General features: G+C 73.0%; 24 protein-coding genes. 7 read left to right on the plus strand and 17 right to left on the minus strand.

Annotated features, from left to right (window positions below):
• Positions 1–78: 78 nt before the first annotated feature.
• From K8F61_RS15825 to K8F61_RS15865, 9 genes are all read right to left on the minus strand, one after another.
• Positions 79–942 (minus strand): SMP-30/gluconolactonase/LRE family protein, encoded by an 864-nt coding sequence (locus tag K8F61_RS15825; RefSeq protein WP_219086406.1) that lies wholly within the window; start codon positions 940–942, stop codon positions 79–81.
• The gene (locus tag K8F61_RS15830; protein WP_231819806.1) at positions 939–2600 is read right to left on the minus strand and encodes a class I adenylate-forming enzyme family protein; all 1662 of its coding nucleotides are present in this window, start codon (positions 2598–2600) and stop codon (positions 939–941) included. Before K8F61_RS15830 ends, K8F61_RS15825 begins: the two co-directional genes overlap by 4 nt.
• Positions 2597–3316 (minus strand): ATP-binding cassette domain-containing protein, encoded by a 720-nt coding sequence (locus K8F61_RS15835; protein ID WP_231819807.1) that lies wholly within the window; start codon positions 3314–3316, stop codon positions 2597–2599. The genes K8F61_RS15830 and K8F61_RS15835 overlap by 4 nt, the downstream gene beginning before the upstream one ends.
• Entirely contained in the window at positions 3313–4092 is a 780-nt protein-coding gene (locus K8F61_RS15840) for an ABC transporter ATP-binding protein (protein ID WP_231819808.1), read from the minus strand. The genes K8F61_RS15835 and K8F61_RS15840 overlap by 4 nt, the downstream gene beginning before the upstream one ends.
• A complete protein-coding gene (locus K8F61_RS15845; protein ID WP_084344255.1) occupies positions 4082–5113 on the minus strand; it encodes a branched-chain amino acid ABC transporter permease in 1032 nt (343 codons plus the stop codon). Before K8F61_RS15845 ends, K8F61_RS15840 begins: the two co-directional genes overlap by 11 nt.
• Positions 5110–5985: a branched-chain amino acid ABC transporter permease gene (locus K8F61_RS15850; protein WP_231819809.1), complete on the minus strand. Its 876-nt coding sequence runs from the start codon at positions 5983–5985 to the stop codon at positions 5110–5112. Before K8F61_RS15850 ends, K8F61_RS15845 begins: the two co-directional genes overlap by 4 nt.
• Positions 5986–5995: 10 nt before the next feature.
• Positions 5996–7210 carry an ABC transporter substrate-binding protein gene (locus K8F61_RS15855; RefSeq protein ID WP_231819810.1) on the minus strand — a complete coding sequence of 405 codons (1215 nt, stop codon included), beginning with the start codon at positions 7208–7210 and terminating at the stop codon, positions 5996–5998.
• Between the two features lie 115 nt (positions 7211–7325).
• Positions 7326–7868, minus strand: a complete 543-nt coding sequence (locus K8F61_RS15860; RefSeq protein ID WP_231819811.1) for a nuclear transport factor 2 family protein — start codon at positions 7866–7868, stop codon at positions 7326–7328.
• Positions 7868–8689 carry an SDR family NAD(P)-dependent oxidoreductase gene (locus K8F61_RS15865; RefSeq protein ID WP_231819812.1) on the minus strand — a complete coding sequence of 274 codons (822 nt, stop codon included), beginning with the start codon at positions 8687–8689 and terminating at the stop codon, positions 7868–7870. Before K8F61_RS15865 ends, K8F61_RS15860 begins: the two co-directional genes overlap by 1 nt.
• An 83-nt stretch (positions 8690–8772) precedes the next feature.
• Between K8F61_RS15865 and K8F61_RS15870 the strand changes: the two genes are divergently transcribed.
• The 3 genes from K8F61_RS15870 (at position 8773) to K8F61_RS15880 (ending at position 11708) form a co-directional block, all read left to right on the plus strand.
• Positions 8773–9558 carry an SDR family oxidoreductase gene (locus K8F61_RS15870; RefSeq protein WP_067242438.1) on the plus strand — a complete coding sequence of 262 codons (786 nt, stop codon included), beginning with the start codon at positions 8773–8775 and terminating at the stop codon, positions 9556–9558.
• Between the two features lie 75 nt (positions 9559–9633).
• Entirely contained in the window at positions 9634–10854 is a 1221-nt protein-coding gene (locus K8F61_RS15875; protein ID WP_231819813.1) for an acetyl-CoA C-acetyltransferase, read from the plus strand.
• Positions 10854–11708: an SDR family NAD(P)-dependent oxidoreductase gene (locus K8F61_RS15880; RefSeq protein ID WP_231819814.1), complete on the plus strand. Its 855-nt coding sequence runs from the start codon at positions 10854–10856 to the stop codon at positions 11706–11708. Before K8F61_RS15875 ends, K8F61_RS15880 begins: the two co-directional genes overlap by 1 nt.
• An 18-nt stretch (positions 11709–11726) precedes the next feature.
• Here the strand turns inward: K8F61_RS15880 and K8F61_RS15885 are convergent, their stop codons facing one another.
• Positions 11727–13340 (minus strand): AMP-binding protein, encoded by a 1614-nt coding sequence (locus tag K8F61_RS15885; protein WP_231819815.1) that lies wholly within the window; start codon positions 13338–13340, stop codon positions 11727–11729.
• A gap of 121 nt (positions 13341–13461) precedes the next feature.
• Here K8F61_RS15885 and K8F61_RS15890 point away from each other — a divergent pair, with 121 nt between their 5' ends.
• Positions 13462–14073, plus strand: a complete 612-nt coding sequence (locus K8F61_RS15890) for a TetR/AcrR family transcriptional regulator (protein ID WP_157517844.1) — start codon at positions 13462–13464, stop codon at positions 14071–14073.
• 38 nt (positions 14074–14111) lie between these two features.
• Here the strand turns inward: K8F61_RS15890 and K8F61_RS15895 are convergent, their stop codons facing one another.
• Entirely contained in the window at positions 14112–14864 is a 753-nt protein-coding gene (locus tag K8F61_RS15895) for a CoA-transferase subunit beta (protein ID WP_067242426.1), read from the minus strand.
• Entirely contained in the window at positions 14861–15727 is an 867-nt protein-coding gene (locus K8F61_RS15900) for a CoA transferase subunit A (RefSeq protein ID WP_231819816.1), read from the minus strand. Before K8F61_RS15900 ends, K8F61_RS15895 begins: the two co-directional genes overlap by 4 nt.
• Before the next feature lie 98 nt (positions 15728–15825).
• Between K8F61_RS15900 and K8F61_RS15905 the strand changes: the two genes are divergently transcribed.
• Together K8F61_RS15905 and K8F61_RS15910 are read left to right on the plus strand one after the other, a co-directional pair.
• Positions 15826–16548 (plus strand): SDR family NAD(P)-dependent oxidoreductase, encoded by a 723-nt coding sequence (locus tag K8F61_RS15905; RefSeq protein ID WP_231819817.1) that lies wholly within the window; start codon positions 15826–15828, stop codon positions 16546–16548.
• Positions 16545–17423 (plus strand): aldo/keto reductase, encoded by an 879-nt coding sequence (locus tag K8F61_RS15910; protein ID WP_231819818.1) that lies wholly within the window; start codon positions 16545–16547, stop codon positions 17421–17423. Before K8F61_RS15905 ends, K8F61_RS15910 begins: the two co-directional genes overlap by 4 nt.
• Here K8F61_RS15910 and K8F61_RS15915 read toward each other — a convergent pair.
• Entirely contained in the window at positions 17417–17857 is a 441-nt protein-coding gene (locus K8F61_RS15915) for a VOC family protein (RefSeq protein ID WP_067242420.1), read from the minus strand. The two genes, K8F61_RS15910 and K8F61_RS15915, sit on opposite strands and share 7 nt — an antisense overlap.
• Positions 17858–17919: 62 nt before the next feature.
• Between K8F61_RS15915 and K8F61_RS15920 the strand changes: the two genes are divergently transcribed.
• Complete coding sequence (locus tag K8F61_RS15920; RefSeq protein WP_067242417.1) at positions 17920–18663, plus strand: SDR family NAD(P)-dependent oxidoreductase; 744 nt, start codon at positions 17920–17922, stop codon at positions 18661–18663.
• Between the two features lie 17 nt (positions 18664–18680).
• Here the strand turns inward: K8F61_RS15920 and K8F61_RS15925 are convergent, their stop codons facing one another.
• The 4 genes from K8F61_RS15925 to K8F61_RS15940 are packed head-to-tail and all read right to left on the minus strand — an operon-like array spanning position 18681 to position 22799.
• Positions 18681–19790 carry an acyl-CoA dehydrogenase family protein gene (locus K8F61_RS15925; protein ID WP_231819819.1) on the minus strand — a complete coding sequence of 370 codons (1110 nt, stop codon included), beginning with the start codon at positions 19788–19790 and terminating at the stop codon, positions 18681–18683.
• Positions 19787–20770: an acyl-CoA dehydrogenase gene (locus tag K8F61_RS15930; RefSeq protein ID WP_231819820.1), complete on the minus strand. Its 984-nt coding sequence runs from the start codon at positions 20768–20770 to the stop codon at positions 19787–19789. The genes K8F61_RS15925 and K8F61_RS15930 overlap by 4 nt, the downstream gene beginning before the upstream one ends.
• Positions 20770–21948 (minus strand): acyl-CoA dehydrogenase family protein, encoded by a 1179-nt coding sequence (locus K8F61_RS15935; protein WP_231819821.1) that lies wholly within the window; start codon positions 21946–21948, stop codon positions 20770–20772. The genes K8F61_RS15930 and K8F61_RS15935 overlap by 1 nt, the downstream gene beginning before the upstream one ends.
• Positions 21945–22799 carry an enoyl-CoA hydratase gene (locus K8F61_RS15940; RefSeq protein WP_231819822.1) on the minus strand — a complete coding sequence of 285 codons (855 nt, stop codon included), beginning with the start codon at positions 22797–22799 and terminating at the stop codon, positions 21945–21947. The genes K8F61_RS15935 and K8F61_RS15940 overlap by 4 nt, the downstream gene beginning before the upstream one ends.
• Between the last annotated feature and the right edge of the window lie 85 nt (positions 22800–22884).

Consider the following 22884-nt stretch of genomic DNA (forward strand, 5'->3'; position numbering starts at 1 on the left):
CGGTGATCGCGCGTTCCCGTGGTGATCGCGCGAATGCCGCGGGAGGCGCGGGGGAGGGGAGAGGGAGGGGCGGGCCGCCTAGCGAGGGGCGTCGGCGGCGACGCCCCGGAACACCAGGATCCGCCCCGAACGGACGACGGCGGCCTCCTCCGGAACCCACGTGTCCGCCGTCGCCACGAACAGGTCGGTGCCGTCGTCCCCGCCGATCGCGACGGCGTAGGGATCCGGCACCGCCACGCGCCCGACGATCCGGCCGTCCGCGGAGACCCGCAGCACCTCGGCGTCGAACGGGCAGGCCACCCACAGCGTCCCGTGCCGGTCCGCCGCGATGCCGTCCGGCCACTGTCCCGTGAACGCGATGAGCGTCCGTCGGCCGCGGAGCGAACCGTCCGCCGAGACGTCGAAGGCCGTCAGCCGCCCCGGCTCGCTCCGGGTCTCAGCGACGACGAGCGTGCGCCCCTCGTCGAGCAGGGCCATGCCGTTGGGGAAGAACAGCTCGTCGGCCACGGCGCGCACGGATCCGTCGACGTCCACGAGGGCGAGGGCGGCGGGAGCGATCGGCTCACCAGGCGGGGCGCCGTCGCCGTAGTTGCCGACGTAGGCGCGCCCGCGGGCGTCGGTGAGCAGGTCGTTCAGGTGCCAGGTCGCGACGCGGCCGAGATCGGCGTGGACCACCGGCGGCGCCCCCGGTGTGCGGAGGTCGACACGGTGGACGCGACGATCCTCCTGGGACGAGACGAGGAGCGTCTCCTCGTCGAGGAATCCCAGCCCGGACGGGCGGCCCGGCACGTGCGCGACGACCTCCAGCGTCCCCGCCCGCCAGCGCAGCACCTGGTGGGAGTGGACGTCCGAGAAGTACAGGGCGTCGCGATGCCAGCGGGGCCCCTCCGGGAAGGCGAGCCCCGAGACGACGACCTCTCCGGGAACGCGGGCCGCGGTCATGCCGCACCCCGGTCGCGCAGATCGGTCTCGGCGGACTCGCACCCCGCGACGATCTCCCGGACGCGTCCCTTCGCGACCTTGCCGCCCGCCGCGCGGGGGAGCTCGTCGAGGACCACGAGACGCTCCGGGAACAGGTGCTTCGACACGCCGCGCGCGGTCAGCGCGTCGACGAGCCCGGCGAGCGTGAGCGGTGCACGCAGCGTGACGGCCACACCGATGCGCTCGCCGAAGAGAGGATCCGGGACCGGCACCGCCGAGGCCATGACGACCGACGGGTGGGCCTCGACGACCTCCTCCACCTCGATCGCCGAGATGTTCTTCCCTCCGCGGATGATGAGATCCGTCGTGCGGCCGACCACGCGGAGGTACCCCTCCTCGTCCACCTCGACGAGGTCCGGCATCATCAGATGGCCGTCATGGAACAGCTCTGCGTCGGCCGCGGGGTCGCCGTAGTATCCGAGGCAGATCGTCGGTCCGGTCACCCCGGGCCGCCCCGGTCCTCCGGTGTCGGTGATGTCGCGCCCTGCGTCGTCGTACAGCCGCATGTCCACGTGCGGGAACACCCGGCCGGCCGTGCGCAGCCGCCGCTCCTGCGAGTCCCGCAGGGTGGTGGCGCTGATGGCGCCGGACTCGTTGGAGCCGTAGAACTGGAGGACGGCCGCCCCCACACGATCCTCGAACTGGGCGGCCCGTTCCGCGGACACCGCCTCGCCACCGGTGAACATGGCGCGCAGCGCCAGTGGTCCCACGCGGTCGAGCGAGGGCGCATCCAGCATCATCTTGAACTGGGTGGCCACGCAGGCGAGGATCGTGACCCGGTGCCGATCGAGCAGGCGGATCATCTCGTCCGCGTCGAAGCGCTCCATGAGCACCGTGGTCATCCCGAGCATGGCCGGGGCGTAGTGAGCCGTCCACAGCCCGAACCCGAACGGCCCGGGCACGGCGCCGAGCATCACGTCGTCCTCCGAGAAGTCGGCGGCGGCGAACGCGAGCTCGCTGAAGTGCAGCCAGCGGTTCGCGAACTGCGTGACGAGCTTGGGCCGGCCCGTCGTCCCGGACGTCGAGTTGAGCATGGACAGGTCGTTCGGGCCGAGAGCGCGGGCGCGCGTCTCGGCGAGGTCCGCTCGGATCGGCTCCTCCTCGCGGTAGCCGTCCGCCGCCGCGCGCACGACGCGCACGGGCCCGGCGGCGTCCACCTCCACGAGCAGGTCCACCGCCGCGCCGTCCGCACGGAGCTCCTCCAGGTGCTCCCGCGCGCTTCGTCCGCGGTGCGAGGGGCGCATCACCAGGACGCGGGCGCCGGACGCCGTCATCAGGTGATGGATCTCGGACCGGCCGGACCGGGCGCCCATGCCCACGGCGACGGTGCCGCTGCGCTCGGCGGCGCAGAGCGCGACGTGGAACTCCGTGCCGTCGGGCAGGAGCATCCCGAACCGGGCGCCCCGGGGGAGCAGGGCGGTCAGCACGCGGGCGAGGTCGTCGACCTGTGCGTCGTACTCCGCCCACGTCAGCGCGACGTCCCCGACGAGGTACGCGATCCGGTCCGGGACGCGCGCCGCCTGTGCGGCCACGTGGTCGGCGACGCTCCGGTCGCCCCACCACCCCCGGCGGGTGAACTCGGCGACGGTCTCGGCGTCGACGGTCGTCACGGCGGTCATTCCGACTCCATTTCCTCGTGGATGACGCCCATGGCCTGGCGGTAGCCGGCGTCCAGCGCGTCGACGTCTTCAAAGGGCGCGCCCAGCTGGGCGCGCAGCAGCACGTGCCCGCGGTCGATCGCGCGGCGCAGGGCGCCGATGGCGGGATCGAACAGCACCACGGCCGCGCCCTGCGCGGCGATGGCCCGGACGGTGTCCACGAGCTGTCCGACGATCTGCGGGGCCAGCCCCGTGGTCATCTCGTCCAGGATCAGGCAGCGCGGCTCCCCCATGAGGGCCCGGCTGACCACGAGCATCTGCTGCTCGCCGCCGGACAGGACCCCCGCGAGGCGCCCCTGGCGCTCACGGAGCACCGGAAAGCGGTCGAGGGCGGCGTCCACCGCGGCGCGGCCGAGGCCGAGGATCTCCGCGGACACGAGCAGGTTGTCCCGCACGGTGAGCTTGGGGAAGAGCTGGCGCCCCTGCGGGACGATCGCGAGACCGGCCCTGGCTCGCTGGATGGGGCTTCGCCCGGAGAGGTCCTCGTCGCCGAGCCGGATCCCGCCGGTCGCGGCCACCGAGCCGTACAGCCCCAGGGCGAGGCTCGACTTGCCCGCGCCGTTCGGTCCCACCACCGCCGTGACGGTGCCCGCCGGGGCGTGCAGTGACGCGTTCTCGACCGCGGTCGCCTTCCCGTAGGAGACGTGCAGTCCGTCGACCACGAGATCCGCGCTCATGCGGCCTCCTCCCCGCCCGTGCCGAAGTACACCCGCTGCATCTCCGCGCTCGCCAGGCATTCGGCCGGCGTGCCGGAGAAGACCCGTCGTCCCTGGGCCAGCAGCATCACCCGGTCGGCCAGGGACGTGAGCAGATCCACGTTGTGATCGACCAGGATCACCGCGTGGCCGCGCTGCTGCACCTGCCGGATGGCGTCGATGATGCCGGCCACGGAGCCGGCGTCGGCCCCCGCGAACGGCTCGTCCAGCAGCATCACCAGGGGGTCCTGCGCCAGGGCCCTGGCCACCTCCACGAGGCGCTGCTCGCCGAGGGAGAGGTTCGCGCACATCTGGTCCAGGTGGGGCACGCCCAGCTCCTCGGCGACCGCGAGCGTGCGATCCGTCTCCTCGCGCCGGTGGCGGACGCCGTCGGTCACCACGCCCCAGACCATGCGCCAGGTCGAGGCGAACCGGTGCGCGGCCGCGCCGACGAGGAGGTTCTCCTGGACGGTGAGGTCGAGGGCGAGGTGCGGATGCTGGAACGTGCGGGCCAGTCCGCGGCGGGCGCGGGAGGCGGGCGGACCGCCCAGACGCGCGCCGTCGAGCGTGAGCGTCCCGCGATCGGCGCCCTGGATCCCGGTGATGAGGTCCACGAGGGTCGTCTTGCCCGCGCCGTTGGGGCCGACCAGCCCCAGGATCTCGCCGCGTGCGACGGAGAAGGACACGTCCTCGAGAGCGACGAGCCCGCCGTAGGCCTTGGACAGGCCGTCTCCGGACAGGATCGGATCAGGCGACATCGGAGCCTCCTCGTGCGCGTCGGGAGCGGATCCCCGCGAGGAGCCGCCGGGCGTAGCCGAGCAGGCCCGCCGGGGCGACGAGCAGGATCAGCAGCACGCCGATCGCGAGCACGAGCTGCCCCGACCCCTCGAACCCCGGCATGTTCAGGGTCAGCTGGACCACGATGATCGCGCCGACCGCACAGCCCCAGGCGCTTCCCTGCCCGCCGATCAGGGGGATGAAGATCGCCATGAACACGATCGACAGGGTGAAGGTCTCCGGGGTGATGCTGAGCACGAAGCTCGCGAAGAGGGCGCCGGCGAGCGAGGCGACGGCGGCGCCGACGGCGAGCGCGACGGTCGTCAGCGTGGTGGTGCGGACCCCGGCGGCCTCGACGGCGGACGGGACGTCGCGCATCGTGCGGACGATCACGCCCCAGGACCCGGTGCGCACGCGCTCGACGAGGACGGTGACGACGATCACCAGGAGGAGCGCGCCGGCCACCAGCAGCGGGCGCGGCGGCTCCCAGCCGAACAGGACCGGTGCCGGGATCCCGCCGATCCCGCCGGATCCGCCGGTGAGCTCCTTCGCCTCGATGAGCCACGGCTCGAACGCGAGGCTGAACAGCAGGGTGACCGCCGCGAGGTAGAAGCCGCTGAGGCGCCGGGTGAGCAGGCTCAGGATCGTGGCCACGAGCGCGGACACCGCCGGGCCCAGCACCCATCCGAGGATGACCGGCAGGTCCGTCTTCGTGGCGATGATCGCCACGGCGTAGCCGCCGATCGCGGCGTACGCGGCGTACGCCATGGACAGCGACCCGGCCAGCACGAACGGGATGTACATCCCGAGCGCGATGAGCGCGTAGACCGCCACGAGCACGAGGAGGTCCTGTTTGAACCCGCTCCCACCGGCCCAGGCGAGCAGGAGACCGGCACCGAGCACGGCGAGCGCGGGAGGCAGCAGTCGCCGCCAGCGTGCACCGCCGTCGGGGACGGTGCGGGGAGAGGCGGTCTCGCGGACGGCGAGCGAACGGTCGGTCATAGCCTCACCTTCGTCGCGAACATGCCCTGCGGTCGCAGGGCGAAGAACAGCAGCGCGATGACGAGCACCATCGTCGTCGGGCCGAGGCTGCCGAAGTAGAACGGCGCGAAGACCTGGATCGCCCCGAGCAGGAGGCCGCCCACCAGCGGCGCCCAGGTGCGTCCCGTCCCGCCGAGGACCAGGGCGAGGAATCCCACCAGCGTCCAGGACAGGCCGCTGGTGAAGCCGACGCCGCTCTTGGGCGCGTACAGGATCCCGGCGATCCCGGCGATGAGGCCGGCCAGCAGGAACGCGATCAGGCGGATGCGTCCGACCGGGAGGCCCAGCAGTCGCGCGGCGTCCCGGTTGTCGCCGACGGCGCGCAGCAGGCGGCCGGTCCGGCTCTGGCGCATCCAGATCGAGACGAGGACGAAGACCGCCGCGGTGACGGCGATCAGCAGCACGCTGCTGCCGGGGACGTGCACGGGGCCGAGCTGCCACGGCCCGAACGGTGCGATGTTCTGCCCGGGGAGAGCGCGGCGCCCGAAGACCGTGCCGGCGCCCTGCTGGACGATGAAGAGCACCGCGGTGACGGCGACCAGGGCGGGGAGCTCGCCCCGCCCCGACCGCCGCTGCACGGGGCGCACGACGAGGAGCTCCGTCAGGGCGCTCACCGCCATCGCCGCCAGCAGCCCCACGAGCACGCCCAGCCACACCGGCAGGTCCACCTCGATGACGAACCAGGAGGCGCCCAGCGCCGCCGTCATCGCGTACGGGCCGATCGCGAAGTTGAAGAAGCCGGCGCCGATCAGGGTGAGCTGGTAGGCGAGGGCGATCAGCCCGAAGAAGCTGCCGATCTCCAGGACGGAGAGCCAGAGCTGCGGATCGGTCATCGACGGATCCTCAGCACGTCACCTGGTACTCGGGCCAGGCGCCGGAGGGCTGGTTGTCCTCGTCGAAGCCGGAGAGCACCAGGCCGCACAGGCTGTCGGCGCCGATGTGCTTGTCCGGCGAGAACGACAGGGTGAACCCGTCCTGTCCGAAGGCGGCGGGGTAGGCGCTGATCGCGTCGAACGCGTCACGGATCGCGGTCAGGTCCTCGGTGCCGCCGGCCTCCTCGATCGCCGCCTTCAGCAGGTGCACGGTGTCGTAGGCCTGCGCGTCGTAGGCGGTCAGCCGGTAGTCGTCGCCGTTCGCCTTCTTCAGCTTCTCCTCCAGGGCTGCGGTCGCCGCGTTCTTGGTGTCGATCGATCCCATGTAGACGACCTCCGCGAGGGCACCGGGGTTGGCGCGATCCCACGCGTCGGGCTGGTTCCCGATGGAGGCCAGCGAGAAGCGGAGCACGTCCGGAAGCTGCGGGTCGAGGGTGTTGTGCGCGAGCACCTCGAAGTTCCCGCCCACGCTCATCACGAGCACGACGTCGGGATCGGCCTGCTTGATGCGCGCGGTCTGGGCGCCGAGGTCGGCGGCGTCCACGGGCGCGGACTCCTCCGCGACGATGTCGATGCACTCCTCCAGCCCGGGCACGAGCAGGCCCGCGATGTTGTCGATGGCGGGGGTGGTGTCGGCGAGGATCGCCAGCTTCTCGTAGCCCATCTCCTCGAACGCCCCGCAGTAGACGGAGGCGTAGTCGTCCAGGCCGTTGGCGAGCATGTAGGTGAACTCGTTGTCCGGGGGAAGGCCGACCGAGGTCGTGATCGCGACTGGAGCGACGGCGGTGATCCCGGCCTGCTTCGCCACGGCCTTCGCCTGCAGCACGGAGCCGCCGCCGGTGGCGAGGATGATCGCGTGCGCGCCGTCGTCCACGAGCTTGCGGACGATCGAGGGCGTCTTCGTGGGGTCGGACTCGTCGTTGCCGACGACGATCCTGACCTCGCGACCGAGGATGCCGCCGTCCGCGTTGATCTCGTCCACGGCCATCCGGACGGTGTCCCCGGCGATCGTGGCGTAGGACGCGCCGGGGCCGGTGCTGTCCTCGTCGAGGCCGATGATGATCGGGTCGCCGCCGTCGGCGGTGCTCCCCGAGGAGGAGGCGCCGGCGTCGTCGCCGGCGCAGGCGGTCAGGGCGAGCGCGGCGACGGTCGCGGCCGCCACGCCGAGGATGCGGTGTCGGGACATGCTGCGTCGGAACATGAGGAACCTCCATTGGTTCGTCGTCGGGTCACGCGGCGTCGGGGGGGGAGACGCACAAGCAAGTGCTTGGTTGCCAAGGTAGCCCGGCCGGGTTCGGTGGTCAACCGGATTTCTCGGGGGTGTGCGCGCCGACGGCGCGGAGCACCCGGGCGCGGACCTCCGCGAGCGGGTCCGCCGGCCCTCGACGCCCGCGCGGGCCCGGCCCCTCGGGCGGGATCAGCCGCCCGGCGTCCGACCGCGTCCACTCGCGCACGGCCGTCCGCTCGACGATCCGCCACCCCTCGGCGTCCCGCCGCACGTGATCGAGATAGCGGAACCCGCTGGTGAAGTTCCGACGCGGATCGTCCGGCGGGGTGCCCCAGTGCACCGCCGTGCCGTAGGTCTCGGCGAAGGCGTGGTCACCGTGGAGCTCGACGAGGTGGTTGCCGACGAGATGCATCGTGCCGTCGAACACCGCGGTGCGCTCGGCCAGCCAGGCGACGAAGTCCGCCGCGGGGCCCTCGAAGCCGGTGTGCCGATCGACCCCGTCGGAGGCGTACACCGCGAGGACCGCCGGGTAGTCGGCGCGGTCCACCGCTCGGCAGTACCGCAGGATCAGATCATGGATCTCCTGGCGGTCGCGGGCGGCGTCCGGCGCGGGCATCAGGCGTGGTCCGGGAGGTTCGTCCAGCCGCGGCGACCGGCGCGGCCGTACCAGCCCGACGCGGCCAGGGTCCCGCCGTCGACCGGGATCGTGTGCCCGGTGACGAAGCGCGCCGCGTCGGAGGCGAGGAACGCGACCACCTCCGCGTAGTCGTCCGGGGCGCCGAAGCGGCCGAGCGGCAGCCATGAGCGCAGGAGCGCCGGATCCCGTCCCGCGAGCATCGCCTCCGCCGGGGTCTGCGGAGTGTCGGCCAGGTCGGGGGCGATCGCGTTGACGCGGATCCCCGAGGGGCCGAGTTCCACCGCCAGGCTCTTCGTGAACGCCGAGACCCCCGCGTTGTACGCGGAGTAGACGGCGTGTCCCGGGATCCCCCGGAACGCCTCGACCGTCGAGACGTTCACGATCGTGCCGGACCCGCGCTCGATCATCGCCGGGAGGAGGCGGTGCGTGACCGCGAACACGTGCCAGAGGTTGAGCTCGTGGAGGCGCTGCCACTGGGCGGGCTCGCTCTTGACGAAGACCGCCTTGGCCGGCCGGAAGTCGCCGACGTTGTTGACGATGACGTCGGCGCCGCCGGCGTCGTCCGCCGCCGCCCCGAGGGCCCGCACCGTCTCCTCCCGGGTGATGTCGCCCACGATCACCGTGCAGCGTCCGCCCGCCGCCGTGATGTCGGATGCCGCGCGGCGGGCGGCCTCCTCGTCGAGGTCGACGAGCAGGACGTGGTCGCCGTCCGCGGCGAGGCGACGGGACACGGCGCCGCCGATGCCGAGGGCGCCGCCGGTCACGACGCAGGTGCGGGGACGGGAGGTGGTGGGGGACATGCGGCACAACCTAGCATTTGTTTGGTAGCGTGGCCAGGGCGCGGACGACGGCGTCGCCGCGCACGCGGATCGGAGGAGGGCACATGGGCGTGTCGATCGACTTCACAGGACGGGTCGTCGCCGTCACCGGAGGGGCGCGCGGCGTGGGCCGAGGCATCGCGGAGAGCTTCCTCGAGGCCGGGGCGACCGTCGAGATCTGCGGGCGGACGACCCCGGACGCTCTGCCGTCCGGCGGGGGCGCCGAGGCGACGTTCGGCTCCGCCGACGTCCGCGACCCCGACCAGGTCGACGCCTGGATCCAGGACATCCTCTCCCGTCGCGGCCGCCTCGACGTCCTCGTGAACAACGCCGGGGGGTCTCCGTTCGGCCGCTTCGAGGCCGGCTCTCCGCGGTATCTGCGCGCCATCACCGAGCTCAACTTCCTCTCCGCGGCCTTCGCCGCGCGATCCGCTCTGCCCGCCCTGCGGGACGCCCAGGGCTCGGTGATCAACATCACCTCCATCAGCGCCCGTCGCCCGAGTCCCGGCACGGCGGTGTACGGCGCGGCGAAGGCGGCGCTGGAGAGCCTCACCGCGAGCCTCGCGGTCGAGTGGGCCCCCGACGTGCGGGTCAACGCGGTGAGCTGCGGACTCGTCGCCACGGAGGCGGCGGTGGACCACTACGGCGACGCGTCGCAGTACGCGGCCGTGGCCCGCACCATCCCCCGGGGCCGTCTCGCGGAGCCGGCCGAGATCGGCGCCGCCTGCCTGATGCTCGCCTCCCCCCTGTCCGCCCACGTCACCGGCGCCGTGCTCGACGTCGACGGCGGAGGCGAGTGGCCGGCGTTCCTGGCCCACACCCCGAACGCGGGCGACATCCTGCCCGCCTGACCCGCGTCGGCACGACGCGACCTCGTCCCTCCGGGCATCCGGAGCACACGATCCGGAACACACAAGGAGAGCCCCATGACCGAAGCCGTCATCGTTTCCGCCGTCCGCTCGCCCATCGGGCGCGCGTACAAGGGGAGCCTCAAGGACACGCGGCCCGACGACCTGGCCGTGCAGATCGTCCGGGCCGCCCTGGACGCCGTCCCGGAGCTGGACCCGGCGGAGATCGAGGATCTGATGCTGGGCTGTGCGCAGCCTGCCGGAGAGCAGGGGTACAACCTCGCCCGCATCGTGGCGCTGCAGCTTGGCCTGGACGCGCTGCCCGGCACGACGGTGCACCGGTACTGCTCGTCCTCCCTGCAGACCACCCGCATGGCGTTCCACGCGATCAAGGCGGGGGAGGGCGACGTCTTCCTCTCCGCCGGAGTGGAGGCGGTGTCGCGCTTCGGGCTCGGCAAGTCGGACGGGATGCCCGACACGAAGCACCCGCGCTTCGCGGCGGCCGCCGAGCGCGTCGCGGCCGAGGCCGCCGACCCCTCGTTCGTCTGGTCGGACCCGCGCACGCGCGGCGAGCTGCCGGACATCTACATCGCGATGGGGGAGACGGCGGAGAACGTCGCGAGCTTCCGGGGCGTGTCCCGACGGGCGCAGGACGAGTGGGCGGTGCTGAGCCAGAATCGCGCCGAGGCCGCCGCCGCCCGCGGATTCTGGGAGCGGGACATCACGCCGGTGACGCTCGCCGACGGGTCCGTGGTCTCCGCCGACGACGGGCCCCGCGCCGGTGTGACGCTGGAGGGGATCGGCGGGCTGCAGCCCGTCTTCCGCCCGCACGGGACGGTCACCGCGGCGAACTGCTGCCCGCTCAACGACGGCGCGGCCGCGCTGGTCGTGATGAGCGACACACGCGCGGCGGAGCTCGGTCTCACCCCGCTCGCGCGGATCGTCTCCACCGGGGTGTCCGCGCTCTCGCCGGAGATCATGGGGCTCGGGCCGGTCGAGGCGGTGCGGCGGGCCCTCGGGCACGCGGGCATGACGATCGGCGACATCGACATCCTCGAGATCAACGAGGCCTTCGCCGCCCAGGTCCTGCCCTCGATCGACGACATCGGGATCGACGCGGACCGGGTCAACGTCAACGGCGGGGCGATCGCCCTGGGGCACCCGTTCGGCATGACCGGCGCGCGCATCACGACGACGGCGATCCACGCCCTGCAGGAGCGCGACGAGCAGTTCGCCGTCGAGACCATGTGCGTCGCGGGCGGTCAGGGCATGGCGATGGTGCTGGAGCGGCTGAGCTGATGCCCGGCCTGCTCGAGGGCCGCGCCGTCGTCGTCACCGGCGCCGGGCGCGGCCTCGGGCGGGCGTACGCCGCCGCGGCCGCGGATGCCGGTGCGGCCGTCGTGGTCTGCGATCTCGACCGGGACGCGGCCCAGGACGCCGCCGCGGTCATCCGCGACGTCGGCGGGGCCGCGATCGCCGTCGCCGCCTCCGTGGCGGATCCGGCCACGGGTGGCGTGCTCGTGGAGCGCTGCGTCCGCGAGTTCGGGCGCATGGACGGCCTGGTGAACAACGCCGGCGTCCTCAGCGCGGGCGCGGCGGTGGGGCAGGACGCCGCCACGGTGACGGACACGCTGGACGTGAACGTCGCGGGCGTGATCCACTGCGGGGTCGCGGCGCTCCGCCACTTCGCCGCCCACGGGGGCGGGACGATCGTGAACGTGGTGTCCGGCGCCCTGCAGGGCTACCCCGGCCTCTCCCTGTACGGGGCGACCAAGGGCGCGGTGATGGGGCTCACCTACGGGTGGGCGCTGGAGGCGCCGGACGGCGTGCGCGTCAACGCCGTCTCGCCGCTGGCGCAGACGGCCATGTCCGCGCTCAACCCGGACGGCTCGGTTCCCCTGGGACCGGCCCCCGGCGCGGTGGCGCCCCTGGTCGTGTACCTGCTCAGCCCGCGCTCGCAGCGGTTGAACGGGCAGATCGTCCGCTTCGACGGGCGTCATCTCGGACTCATCGCCCCGCCGGCGCCGAACGCCCTGCAGACGGCCGAGGAGTGGGACGCCGCCGCCATCGCGGCCGCCTTCGACGGTCCGCTCGGCGACTGGCTCACCCCCGTCGGGATGCAGGCCGCGCCGCGTCCCGTCCGCCTCGGGTGAGCGCCGTCGCCGGCGGGCTCAGGCCGCGCCGCGCGCGCGGAGCTCGGGCTTGAGGATCTTGCCGGTGGCGTTGCGCGGGAACTCGTCGACGAAGACGAACTCCCTGGGCACCTTGAAGTTCGCCAGGCGGGACCGGCAGAACGCCTCCAGATCCGCGGCGCCGGGGAGCGGGACGTCCTCGCCGGCGTTCTGCAGCAGCAGCACGTAGGCGCGCCCGACGGTGCCCAGGCGCGCGTCGTCCACGCCGATGACGGCGGACTCGTTGACGGCGGGGTGCTGGCGGAGCACGTTCTCCACCTCCGCGGGGTAGACGTTGAATCCGCCGACGATGAACATGTCCTTCAGGCGGTCGGTGATCTTCAGGCAGCCGTGCTCGTCCAGGCGCCCGACGTCCCCGGTGTGGAACCAGCCGTCCTCGTCGACCACGGCGCGGGTCGCGGCCTCGTCCTCGAAGTAGCCGAGCATCACGGAGTCCCCGCGCAGCAGGATCTCGCCGTCCTCGCCCACGACGACGTCCCGACCCTCCGGGTCGACGACGCGGATCTCGACCCCCTCCACGGCGGGGCCCGTGGTCTGCGAGGCGTGCTCGAGGGACTCGCCGGGGCGCGAGAGCGTCGCGACGATGCACTCGGTCAGGCCGTAGGCCTGCGCCACGGTGCGGAACCCGAGCTTGTCCACCATGTCCCGGAACAGCGTCTCCGGCGCCGCCGTCGCACCGGCGATGGCGAAGCGGAGGGAGGACAGGTCGTACTCCCGCAGGTGCGGGTGGTCGATGAGGGAGGTGAAGTGCGTCGGCACCCCGGGAAGCACGGTGATGCGCTCGCGCTGGATGAGCTCCAGCAGCGCATCGGCGTCGAAGACCGCCACCGGGTAGATCGTGGTCCCCGCCATCAGGGACGTGATCATCCCCGCCTTGTAGCCGAAGCCGTGGAAGAACGGATTGACCACGGCGTACCGGTCCTCCGGAGTGAGGAACGCGCCCTTCGCCCAGGAGCGGGCGACGCCGAGGGTCTGCCGGTGCGCGCTCATCACGCCCTTCGGCACCCCCGTGGTCCCCGAGGTGAACAGCACGTCCATCACGGTGTCGGCGGTCACGGCGTCCGCGGCCTCCTCCACGCGGGCCAGGGGGACGCCCTCTCCGGCGGAGAGGAACCGCGACCACGAGAGCACGGGACCGGCCCCCTCGTCCATCGTCACGACCGCGCGGAGGTGCGGGAGCCCGGGGACGACCGCCCCGTCGGCGCCGAGCTCGGCAGCCGCGTCGCGCAGCATGGTCGACATCGACCGGCCGAGGAAGCCGTCCGCGAGCACGATGGCCGTCGCCCGGGCGCGGGCCAGGATGGTCGCGGCCTCGTGGCCGGTGTAGCGGCTGTTCAGGGGGACGACCGCGATGCCGACGGCCTGCGCGGCGAGCATCGCGAGGATGAACTCGGCCCGGTTGGGAGCCCAGAGTCCCACGCGGTCACCGGGCAGGACGCCCGCGGCGAGGTAGGCGCGGGACACCTCAGCGACGCGGGAGGGCAGCTCCCCGTAGGTGATGACGCGGCCGGCGTCGACGATCGCCGGATGCGCGCCCAGCTCCGCCTTCTCCCGGAGCAGCGCCGGGACGGTGTCGGTGTCAGAAACGGTCATGCGGGGTCCTTCCCATACCATAAGAAAACCTCTCTCGGAGCGCGTGTTCCGGCCTGCGATGGTGCACTATTGAACAAGCGCTTGTTGTGAAATACTCCCCGGCACCCCAGAAGGAGAAGCCATGGCGATGAACCCGCGGACCACGCGAGGCGAGCAGAGCTCCGAGCGGAGAGAGCAGATCCTGTCCATCGCCGCCCACCTGATCTCCCAGCGCGGCTACTCGGCGACGACCGTGCGCGACATCGCCGACGAGGCCGGGATCCTCTCCGGCAGTCTCTATCATCACTTCTCCTCGAAGGAGGCGATCCTCCAGGAGATCCTGCGCACCTTCATGACCGACCTGTACGGGCGCTTCGAGCAGATCGTCGCCGAGTCGTCGGGCCCCCGGGAGACGCTGGACCGCCTCATCGAGCACGCCTTCGAGACGGTGGTCAGCAAGCCCGACGCGGTGGGCCTCTACCAGAACGAGTCGAGCTTCCTCGCCACCCAGCCGGGCTTCGAGTTCGTCAAGGAGAACAGCCTCCAGATCGAGTCGCTGTGGCTCGGCCAGATCCGGGAGGGGCAGCGTCAGGGCGTCTTCCGGGACACCCTCGACGCCCCGATCGCCTACCGCTTCATCCGCGACTCGGTGTGGTCGACGGTGGCCTGGTACCGACCCAGCGGCACGCACACGGCGGCGAGCCTGACCGAGAACTACCTCGACCTGCTGCACGGCGGCCTCCTCGTGGACTGAGCCGTGGGCGGTCGCGCGACCGCCCACGACCGGTCGGATCAGTCGGGGACCTCGCGCGTGCGGGCGCCGCGCGGGTCGAGCTCCTCGCGGATGAGGCGCAGCTCCTCCGCATCGGGCAGACGCGTGGTCGCCGCGGCGGAGACGTCGAGGGGGAAGCCCGTGGCGTCGGCGACCGCCTGCGGATCGACGCCGGGATGGATCGAGCGGACCCGGACGCGTCCCTCCTCGTCGTAGTCGAGGACCGCGAGGTTGGTCACGATCACGCCGAGACGATGGAAGCGCAGCCCGGCGTCTCGGGCGCGGTCGTTCCCCACACCGGAGACCATGTCGACCGCGTCGACGAAGACCCGCGGGCTGTGCCTCGACACCCAGTAGTCGACCCGGTGGTTCGCGGTGTTGCCGGGGGCGCCGCGGACCCCGATGAGCTGGCGCTTCGGGCGATCCCAGTCGCCGATGAGGGAGATGTTCTGGTTCCCGTATCGATCGATCTGGCTGGCGCCCATCATGCTCTGCCGTCGCCCCGTCGCGAGGATCTCGAAGATCCGGCCGAACGGGGCCCATCCCTCGATGGTCCCGCCGCCGGCCGCGCTGCGCCCGAGCGGAGGCGGGTCGCTCATGAGGAAGGCCTCGCCGTCGGTCAGCACGATGTCCGGCGCGGAGGTGCGCCGGGCGAGCCGGGCGCCGATGGTCGGGATGGTGCCCACGGCGTGGGCGAGCACCTCGCCGGACGAACGGTAGGTGTCTGCGCAGGCGGCGACGCAGATCTCGGCGAGGGTGGCGGGCGCGGTCATGACTCTCCCTGGGCGGCGTGGAAGCGGGCGACGGCCGCGTGGTATCCGGCGTCGTCGGTGTCGAGGTAGGTCCGGGTGAAGGCGGCCCAGGCGTCGGGGTCCTTCGCCGCGGCGGCGTACTCCCGCTGGAAGGCCTCGTCGCGGGGGTAGTCGGGCTCGCAGGTCGTGAAGTGCGCGCCGCACGGCGCCTCGACGACGGCGTCGACGTACATCCGGCTGAACAGCAGGGTGTGGAAGGAGGCCTCGTCGAGCAGGCTCTCGGTGGGGACGATCTTCTCCGCGGACACGATGGTGCGCTGCGCCGCCATCGCGAAGAGGTCGTCGAAGTACGGGTCCGGGCCCAGATACTGGCTGTTGCCCGCGGCGTCCGCGCGGTTCATGTGCACGAGCGCGACGTCGAGGGGCAGCGCGGGCATGGCGACGTACTGCTCCTCGGAGTACGGGGAACGGATGGTCTTCAGTCGCGGGTTCGCCGGCAGCACGTCGGAGCCGAGCCCGGCGAGGATCGGCTGGAAGTCGACCCGCTGCCCGGCGGCCCGGAGGCCGGCGACGAACATGCCCTCGTCGTACTCCTCGACCTCGAACGCGCCCTCCTCGCGGGCCCGCGTGAACAGCGGGTCCAGGGGGATGCTGTCCAGCGAGACGAAGCCGTAGACGAGCTTGCGGATGCGTCCGGCGGCGGCGAGCAGGCCCACGTCGGGCCCGCCGAAGGCGACGACGGTCAGATCCGTCGCGTCCGTGCGCAGCAGGGCGCGGACGAGGGCCATCGGCTTGCGCCGGGAGCCCCATCCGCCGATGCCCACCGTCATCCCGCTCCGGATCGAGGCGACGGCCTCATCCAGGCTGGTCCGTTTGTCGGCCATAGTGCTCCTTCTCCGCGACTCTGCGAACAGCGCAAACCTAGCGCTTGTTTGGTCCCTACGCTAGCATGGCGTCTCGCGGACAGGTCGAGGAGGACGTCGTGAGGGAAGCCACCGGACCCGGGCACACGATCGTGACCGGAGGGGCGAGCGGCATCGGCGCCGCGGTCGTCGAGCGGCTCCTCGCGCGGGGCGGCTGGGTGACCGTCTTCGACCTGGCGCCGTCCGTCGCCGACGACGTGCCTTCCGTCCGGGTGGACGTCAGCGACGAGGGCGCCGTCGACGCCGCGGTCGCCGCGTGCGCGGCCGAAGAGCCGGTCACCGGCGTGGTCCTGTGCCACGGCATCCGCGGCGCGTACGTCCCCGCGCTGGACATCGCTCTGGACGCCATGCGGCGGCAGTACGAGGTCCACGTCATCGGGGCACTGGCCGTGTCCCGCGCCGTCGTCCGCCGACTCGGCGGTCTTCCCGCGTCGATCGTCATGGTGTCGTCCACGACGGCCTACCGGGGATGGGCGAACCAGGCGGACTACGGCACGGCCAAGGCCGCGGAGCGCCAGCTGATGGAGAACCTGGCGATCGAATGGGCGCCGAGCGGCGTCCGCGTCAACGCCATCGCCCCGGGCCACACCCGCACCCCCATGGTCGCGGACCTGGAGCGGACCGGCTACGACCTCACGGCGGCCGAGGCGCGCACGCCCCGGGGCCGGCTGGCACGGCCGGAGGAGATCGCGGAGGCGATCGTGTGGATGCTCTGCGACGCCACGCACGTCTACGGGCAGTGCCTTCCCGTGGACGGCGGATGGACGGCGGCGGGGAAGTGATCCCGACCCGCGCCCTGGGGGACCTGCGCGTCTCGGCGGTCGGCTTCGGCGCCATGACGATGACGCAGACCCTGGAGACGGACCGCGCACGCGGCGTCCGTGCGGTCCACGCGGCCCTGGACGCGGGCGTCACCCTGTTCGACACCGCCGACAGCTACGGTCCGACGGGCGACATGGGCGTGAACGAGACCGCCCTGGTGCGGGCCCTGCGCGCGGTGCCCGGAGCCGTCGACCGCGTCGTCATCGCCACGAAGGGCGGGCACACGCGGGGACCGAACGCCACCTGGTGGATCGACGGATCGCCGGAGCATCTCGCCGCGGCCGCGCGGGCGTCCCTGCGCCGGCTGGGTCTGCCGGCGCTGCCGCTGTACCAGCACCACCGACCGGACCCGAAGGTGCCCTACGCCGACTCGATGGGGGCGCTGCGCGGGCTCGTGGACGAAGGGCTCGTGATCCGGGTGGGCGTCTCGAACGTGGACGAGGCGCAGCTCGACATCGCCAAGGACGTGCTCGGAGACGCGCTGGTCAGCGTGCAGAACGAGTACTCTCCGCTGAGCCGGGACAGCCACGCGGTGCTCCGCGCCTGCGAACGGCGGGGGCTGGCGTTCCTCGCCTGGGGGCCGCTCGGCGGGATGAGGGCCGCGAAGGGACTCGCCGACGCGGCGCCCGCCTTCCGTCGCGTCGCCGAGCGCCGCGGGGTGAGCGTGCAGCGGGTCGCGCTCGCATGGCTCCTGACCCTCTCCGACCGGATGATCCCGGTGCCGGGCGCGAGCCGCCCGGAGAGCGTGCGCGACTCCGCGGCCGCGACGGCCCTGGTCCTGGAGGAGGCCGAGCGCGCCGAGCTCGCCGGCGGTGTCGGGGAGCGGACTCAGTGAGGCTCTTCGAGGAGCTCCACGCGGACGTCGTCCGGGCCCAGGACGTAGACGTACCGGAACCCCTCCATCGGCCCGTCGGTCGCCGTCATCGGCGCGGACAGGGCGCGGTATCCGAGGTCCGCGACGCGGCGCAGACGCTCGTCGATGTCATCCACGAGCAGGGCGGGGTGCGCCGCGCCGATGCTGCCGTTGTCGGGATCGACGCGCCGGGAGCCGCCGCCCCGGTACTCGGCCAGCTCGATCACCGTGCCGCCGTCGCCGAAGCCCAGGAACGTGAGCAGGATCCGGATGCCCGGGTATCCCGTGGCCGCCTCGACCGCCGGACCGCTCTTCTCCCGGGGGCGGACGACGTCGACGGCGCCCAGCGCCCGGTAGAACTCCACGCTCCGCTCGGTGTCGCTCACCGTGATCCCGATGTGATGCAGCCGTGTCACGGGCGCTCCTCCCTCCCGGGGCGCCGACCCGCCCACCCACCATCCCTCACGGAAGGACCGTCATGACGACAATCCCTCTCATCCGTCTCGACGACACGGTCGTCGTGCTCACCGGCGCCGCCGGCGGCCAGGGGCGCGCACACGCCCGGCTCCTGCACGGGCTCGGCGCCCGGCTCGTCCTCACCGACCTGGACGAGGCCGCGGTCGCCGGGGTCGCGGACGCTCTCGGCGACCGCGCGATCGGCCTCGCCCACGACGTCTCGTCGCGCGCCGCCTGGGACGCGGTGGCGGAGGCCGCCCGTCGGGCGTTCGGCCGGGTGGACGTGCTCGTCAACAACGCCGGCTACTGTCCGACGGGTCCGCTGGAGGACGCCGAGGAGCGGACGATCCGGCTCACCATGGACGTGAACGCGATCGGTCCGATGCTGGGGATCCAGGCGATGCTGCCCCTGATGAAGGCGAGGGGCGGATCGATCGTGAACGTCTCCTCGACGGCGGGTCTGACCGGCTACGCGGATCGCGTCGCGTACTCCGCGTCGAAGTTCGCGCTCCGCGGCATCACCCGCTCCGCGGCGCGGGAGCTCGGAGTCCACGGGATCCGGGTCAACTCCATCTGTCCCGGGGCGGTCGACACGCCCATGATCAGCGAGGACACGCGCGCGGGGGTCGGTTTCATCGCGGGCATCCCGATCCCGCGTGCCGGTCGCCCGGAGGAGGTGTCGAACCTCGTGGCGTTCCTCGCGAGCGACGCCAGCAGCTACTGCACCGGGCAGGACTTCGTCATCGACGGCGGCGTGACGGCCTGAGCCGGCGCGGCGGCGGATCATGCGGGCTGCAGCGCCCAGTCCGCCGCCCGCGCCCGCTGCTCGGCCGCGGTCCCGAAGAGCTGTCCGAGCGCGTGCGCGCGCTTGAACACGAGGTGGGCGTCGTGCTCCCAGGTGATCGCGATGCCGCCGTGCAGCTGGATCATCTCGGCGGCGACCTGGTCGAGGGTCTCGCTGCACCACGCCTTCGCGAGCCGGGCGAGCGACGTGCGCTCGGCGGATCCGTCCGCGACCGCACGCGCGGCCGCTCTGGTCGTCGTCGCGGCGGTCTCGACCCGGACGTGCAGATCGGCCAACCGGTGCTTGACCGCCTGGAAGGAGCCGATGGGCCGCCCGAACTGCACGCGCTGCCCGACGTACGCGAGGGTGCTCGCCAACGCCCGGGCGGCGGTGCCGCTCTGCAGGGCGCTGACGGCGGTCAGGGCGTGGTCGAGGACGAGCGGGAGCACGTCCGGCGCGCCGTCGCCGAGCGGGCGGGCGGCGACGTCCTCGAGGTGCAGGGTCGCGACACGCAGCCCGGGGTCCATGGCGGGGGTGACGTCCCGGCGGACCGCGTCCGGCTCCAGGAGCTCGAAGAGGCGGGCGCCGTCGGGGGTCTTCGCGATGACGACGAGGACGTCCGCCGTCGCGCCCTCGAGCACCAGCGGGACCCGGCCGGTCACTCGCCAGGGCTCGCCGGGCGTCGCCGTGACCGCGACACGCTCGGGGTCCCACCGGCCGTCTGGTGCCGCCCAGCCGAGCGCGCCGATGCTCGTGCCCTCCGCCAGGCCGGGCAGCAGGCGCGCCGCCGCCTCGTCATCGTGCGTCGCGAGGATGGCCTGCGCCGTGATCGCCACGGAGCCGAGGTAGGGGGACGGCGTGAGACCGCGACCGAGCTCCTCGAGCACGAGGTGGGTCTCGAACGTGGAGAACCCGGCCCCGCCGGCCTCCTCCGGGATCGCGAGCGAGGCGGCGCCGATCTCCGTGCACAGCAGCCGCCAGAGCTCGGTGTCGTATCCCGCGTCGCTCTCGAGCGCGGCCCGCATCGCGCGGTCGTCCGAGCGCTGTGCGAGGACCGCGCGGACGAGCTCGATCAGCTCCTCCTGCTCCTCGGTGACGGTGAAGTTCATGCTCGCTCCCTCGCGCTCGAGCCGTCGGACAGGATCGCACCGGCCACGCGGGCGCGGTGCTGGGCGGGCGTGCCCCAGACGCGGGACAGCGCGGGGACGAGCCCGAGCCAGATCCGCAGCGGGTGCTCGGCCGTGTAACCGATCGCGCCGTGCACCTGCAGGGCGACGCGGGCCGCGCGGGTCGCCGCCTCCGACGCGGCGATCTTCGCGGCCGAGCTGTCCCGGTCGCCGGTGCCGGTGTCGGCCGTGAGCGCCGCGTTCCACAGCAGCGGCCGGGCGAAGCTCAGCGCGACCCGCACGTCGGCGAGCTGATGCTTGAGCGCCTGGAACTCGCCGATCGGGCGCCCGAACTGCTCGCGCACGCCGGCGTACTGCACCGCCTCCCGAAGGAGGCGCTCGCCGGCGCCGAGCAGCACGGCGGAGGCGGCGAGCACGGCCTCGCGCTCGGCGGAGGCACGGGCATCCGGCGTGATCGCCCGTGCCTCTCCGTCGGCGGCGAGCACGCCCAGCCGACGGGTGGGGGCCAGGGACTGCCCCGTCCGCTCCAGCGTCGCCGGGGCGATGCGGTCGCCGTCGACCACGTACCGCAGCGTCGCCGCGTCCGGGTCGGGCGCGAACGGCGAGAGGCCGGACACGGCGGCGGTCGCCACGGCCCCGCCGACGAGCGCGGCGCGGTCCGCCTCGGAGATCAGGCGCGGCAGCAGTGCGACGGTCTCGACGTAGGGCCCGGGGACCCCGTGGAAGCCCAGGCGTTCGAAGACCACGACGAGGTCGTCCAGGCCGCCGCCGAAGCCCCCTTCCGTCTCGGGCACGCGCAGACCCGTGAGGCCCAGCTCCGCGAACTGCGCCCACAGTGCCAGCCCGGCGGAGAGGTCGCCGGCGGCCCAGCTCTGCGCGACGTCCGCCCCTCCGGCGGCCTCGACGACGTCGTCGATCGCCGCGGCGACCGCGTCCTGTTCCTCCGTGGTGAGCAGACGCATCAGGACCGCCTTCCGTCTCCGCCGCGCGGGAGCCCGAGGATCCGCTCCGCGATGATGTTGCGCTGCACCTCGTTGGTGCCCGCGTAGATCGGCCCGGCCAGCGCGAACAGATAGTCCTCGGCCCAGCGCCCGTCGTCGACGGCGCCCGCGCCGCGCAGCTCCGCCTCGGCGCCGAGCAGATCCAGACCCGTCTGCTGGATGTGCAGATCGAGCTCGGACCAGAACACCTTGTTCATACTGCCCTCCGCACCCACCTCGACGCCGTCGAGCATCGCGCTGACCGTGCGCCAGGTGAACAGCCGGTACGCCTCGGCGCCGATCCAGGCGTCGACCACGTCGTCGCGGCTCGTCGGCGACGCGGACGCCGCGCGGTCGTCGTACAGGTCGATCAGCCGGTCGGCGGCGGCGAGGAAGCGCCCCGGGGCGCGCAGCGACAGCCCTCGCTCGTTGCCCGCGGTGCTCATCGCCACCCGCCATCCGTCTCCCGGGGCCCCGAGCACGTCGTCATCGGGCACGAAGACGTCGTCGAAGAAGATCTCGGCGAAGCCCGTGCCGCCGTCCAGCTGCTCGATCGGCCGGACGGTGATCCCGTCCGCGTCCAGGGGGAACATGAAGTAGGTCAGCCCGCGGTGGCGCTGCGCCGCGGGGTCCGAGCGGAACAGGCCGAACCCGCGGTCCGCCCACGCCGCCCGCGAGCTCCAGATCTTCTGGCCGTTCAGCACCCAGCCGCCGCGTTCCTCGTCGCGCCGCGCGGTGCTGCGGATCGCGGCGAGGTCGCTGCCGGCGCCGGGCTCGGACCAGGCCTGCGCCCAGATGAGGGAGCCGTCGGTCATGGGGCGCAGATACCGCTCGCGTTGCGCGGGTGTGCCGTGCTCGAAGAGGATCGGGGCCAGCAGGGAGATCCCGTTCTGCGCGACGCGGGTCGGCGCCCCGGCCCGGTAGTACTCCTCCTCGAAGAGCACCCACTCGACCAGCCCGGTCCCGCGCCCGTTGTACTCCTCGGGCCATGCGACGACCGACCAGCCGCCCGAGGCGAGGGTCGCCTCCCACGCGCGGTGGGCCGCGAAGCCCTCGGCGGTGTCCATCGACGGCAGCGGTGCGGACGGGACGTGCGCGCGCAGCCAGGCGCGCGCCTCGGCGGCGAACGCCTCCTGCTCCGGTGTGAGATCGAGGTTCATGCCTTCTCCCCGTCGCGGATCGTGCGCGCGGTGACACCGGCGAGCGAGTCCCCGCCGACCTCGGCGTTGTGCGCGTGGGCGGCGTGGTGCAGCCCGAAGACCGAGTCCATCCCGGCGCGCATCCCCTGCAGGTCCTCCGCCTGGTTCACCGCCTTCTTGGTCAGCGCGAGGCCCAGGCGAGGCATGCGGGCGATCCGCTCCGCGATCGCCAGCGTCCGCTCCTCGAGCTCCTCGCGCGGCACGACGTGGTTGACCATGCCGAGCTCGTACGCGCGGTCGGCGCTCATCCGGTCGCCGGTGTACAGCATCTCCTTCGCGGCGCGCGGGTTCGTCACCCAGGGGTGCGCGAAGAACTCGACGCCGGGGATCCCCATGGTCACGACCGGATCCTGGAAGAACGCGTCCGCAGAGGCGACGATGAAGTCGCACGACCAGGCGAGCATCAGCCCGCCCGCGATGCAGGCCCCCTGCACCATGGCGATCACGGGCTTCGGGATCTCCCGCCACCGGCGGCACATGCCCAGGTACACCTCGGACTCGCGCGCGAACCGGGAGTCCACGCCCTCGGCGCCGACGTGGTCCCACCAGATGACGGCCCGGCGCTCGAAGCTCTGGTCGATGTCGCGCTCCGGGGTGCCGATGTCGTGCCCGGCGCAGAAGTGGTCCCCGTTGCCGCCGAGCACGATGGCCTTGACGTCGTCGTCGTCCACGGCGCGGACGAACGCGGCGTCGAGGGCGTAGGTCACCCGAGAGTTCTGCGCGTTGCGGTAGCGCGGCCGGTTGAGGCGGATGACCGCGACCGCGCCGCGGACCTCGTAGGTCACGACGGGGTCGTGTTCGTCGGTGCTCATGACCCGTTCCTCCTTGAACGACGGCGGCGGTCCGTGCGGCTGCCCGGACAGGGAACCAAACAAATGCTTGGTTTCTTGATACTAT

Source organism: Microbacterium resistens (assembly GCF_021172025.1).
Classification (GTDB): Bacteria; Actinomycetota; Actinomycetes; order Actinomycetales; family Microbacteriaceae; genus Microbacterium; species Microbacterium resistens.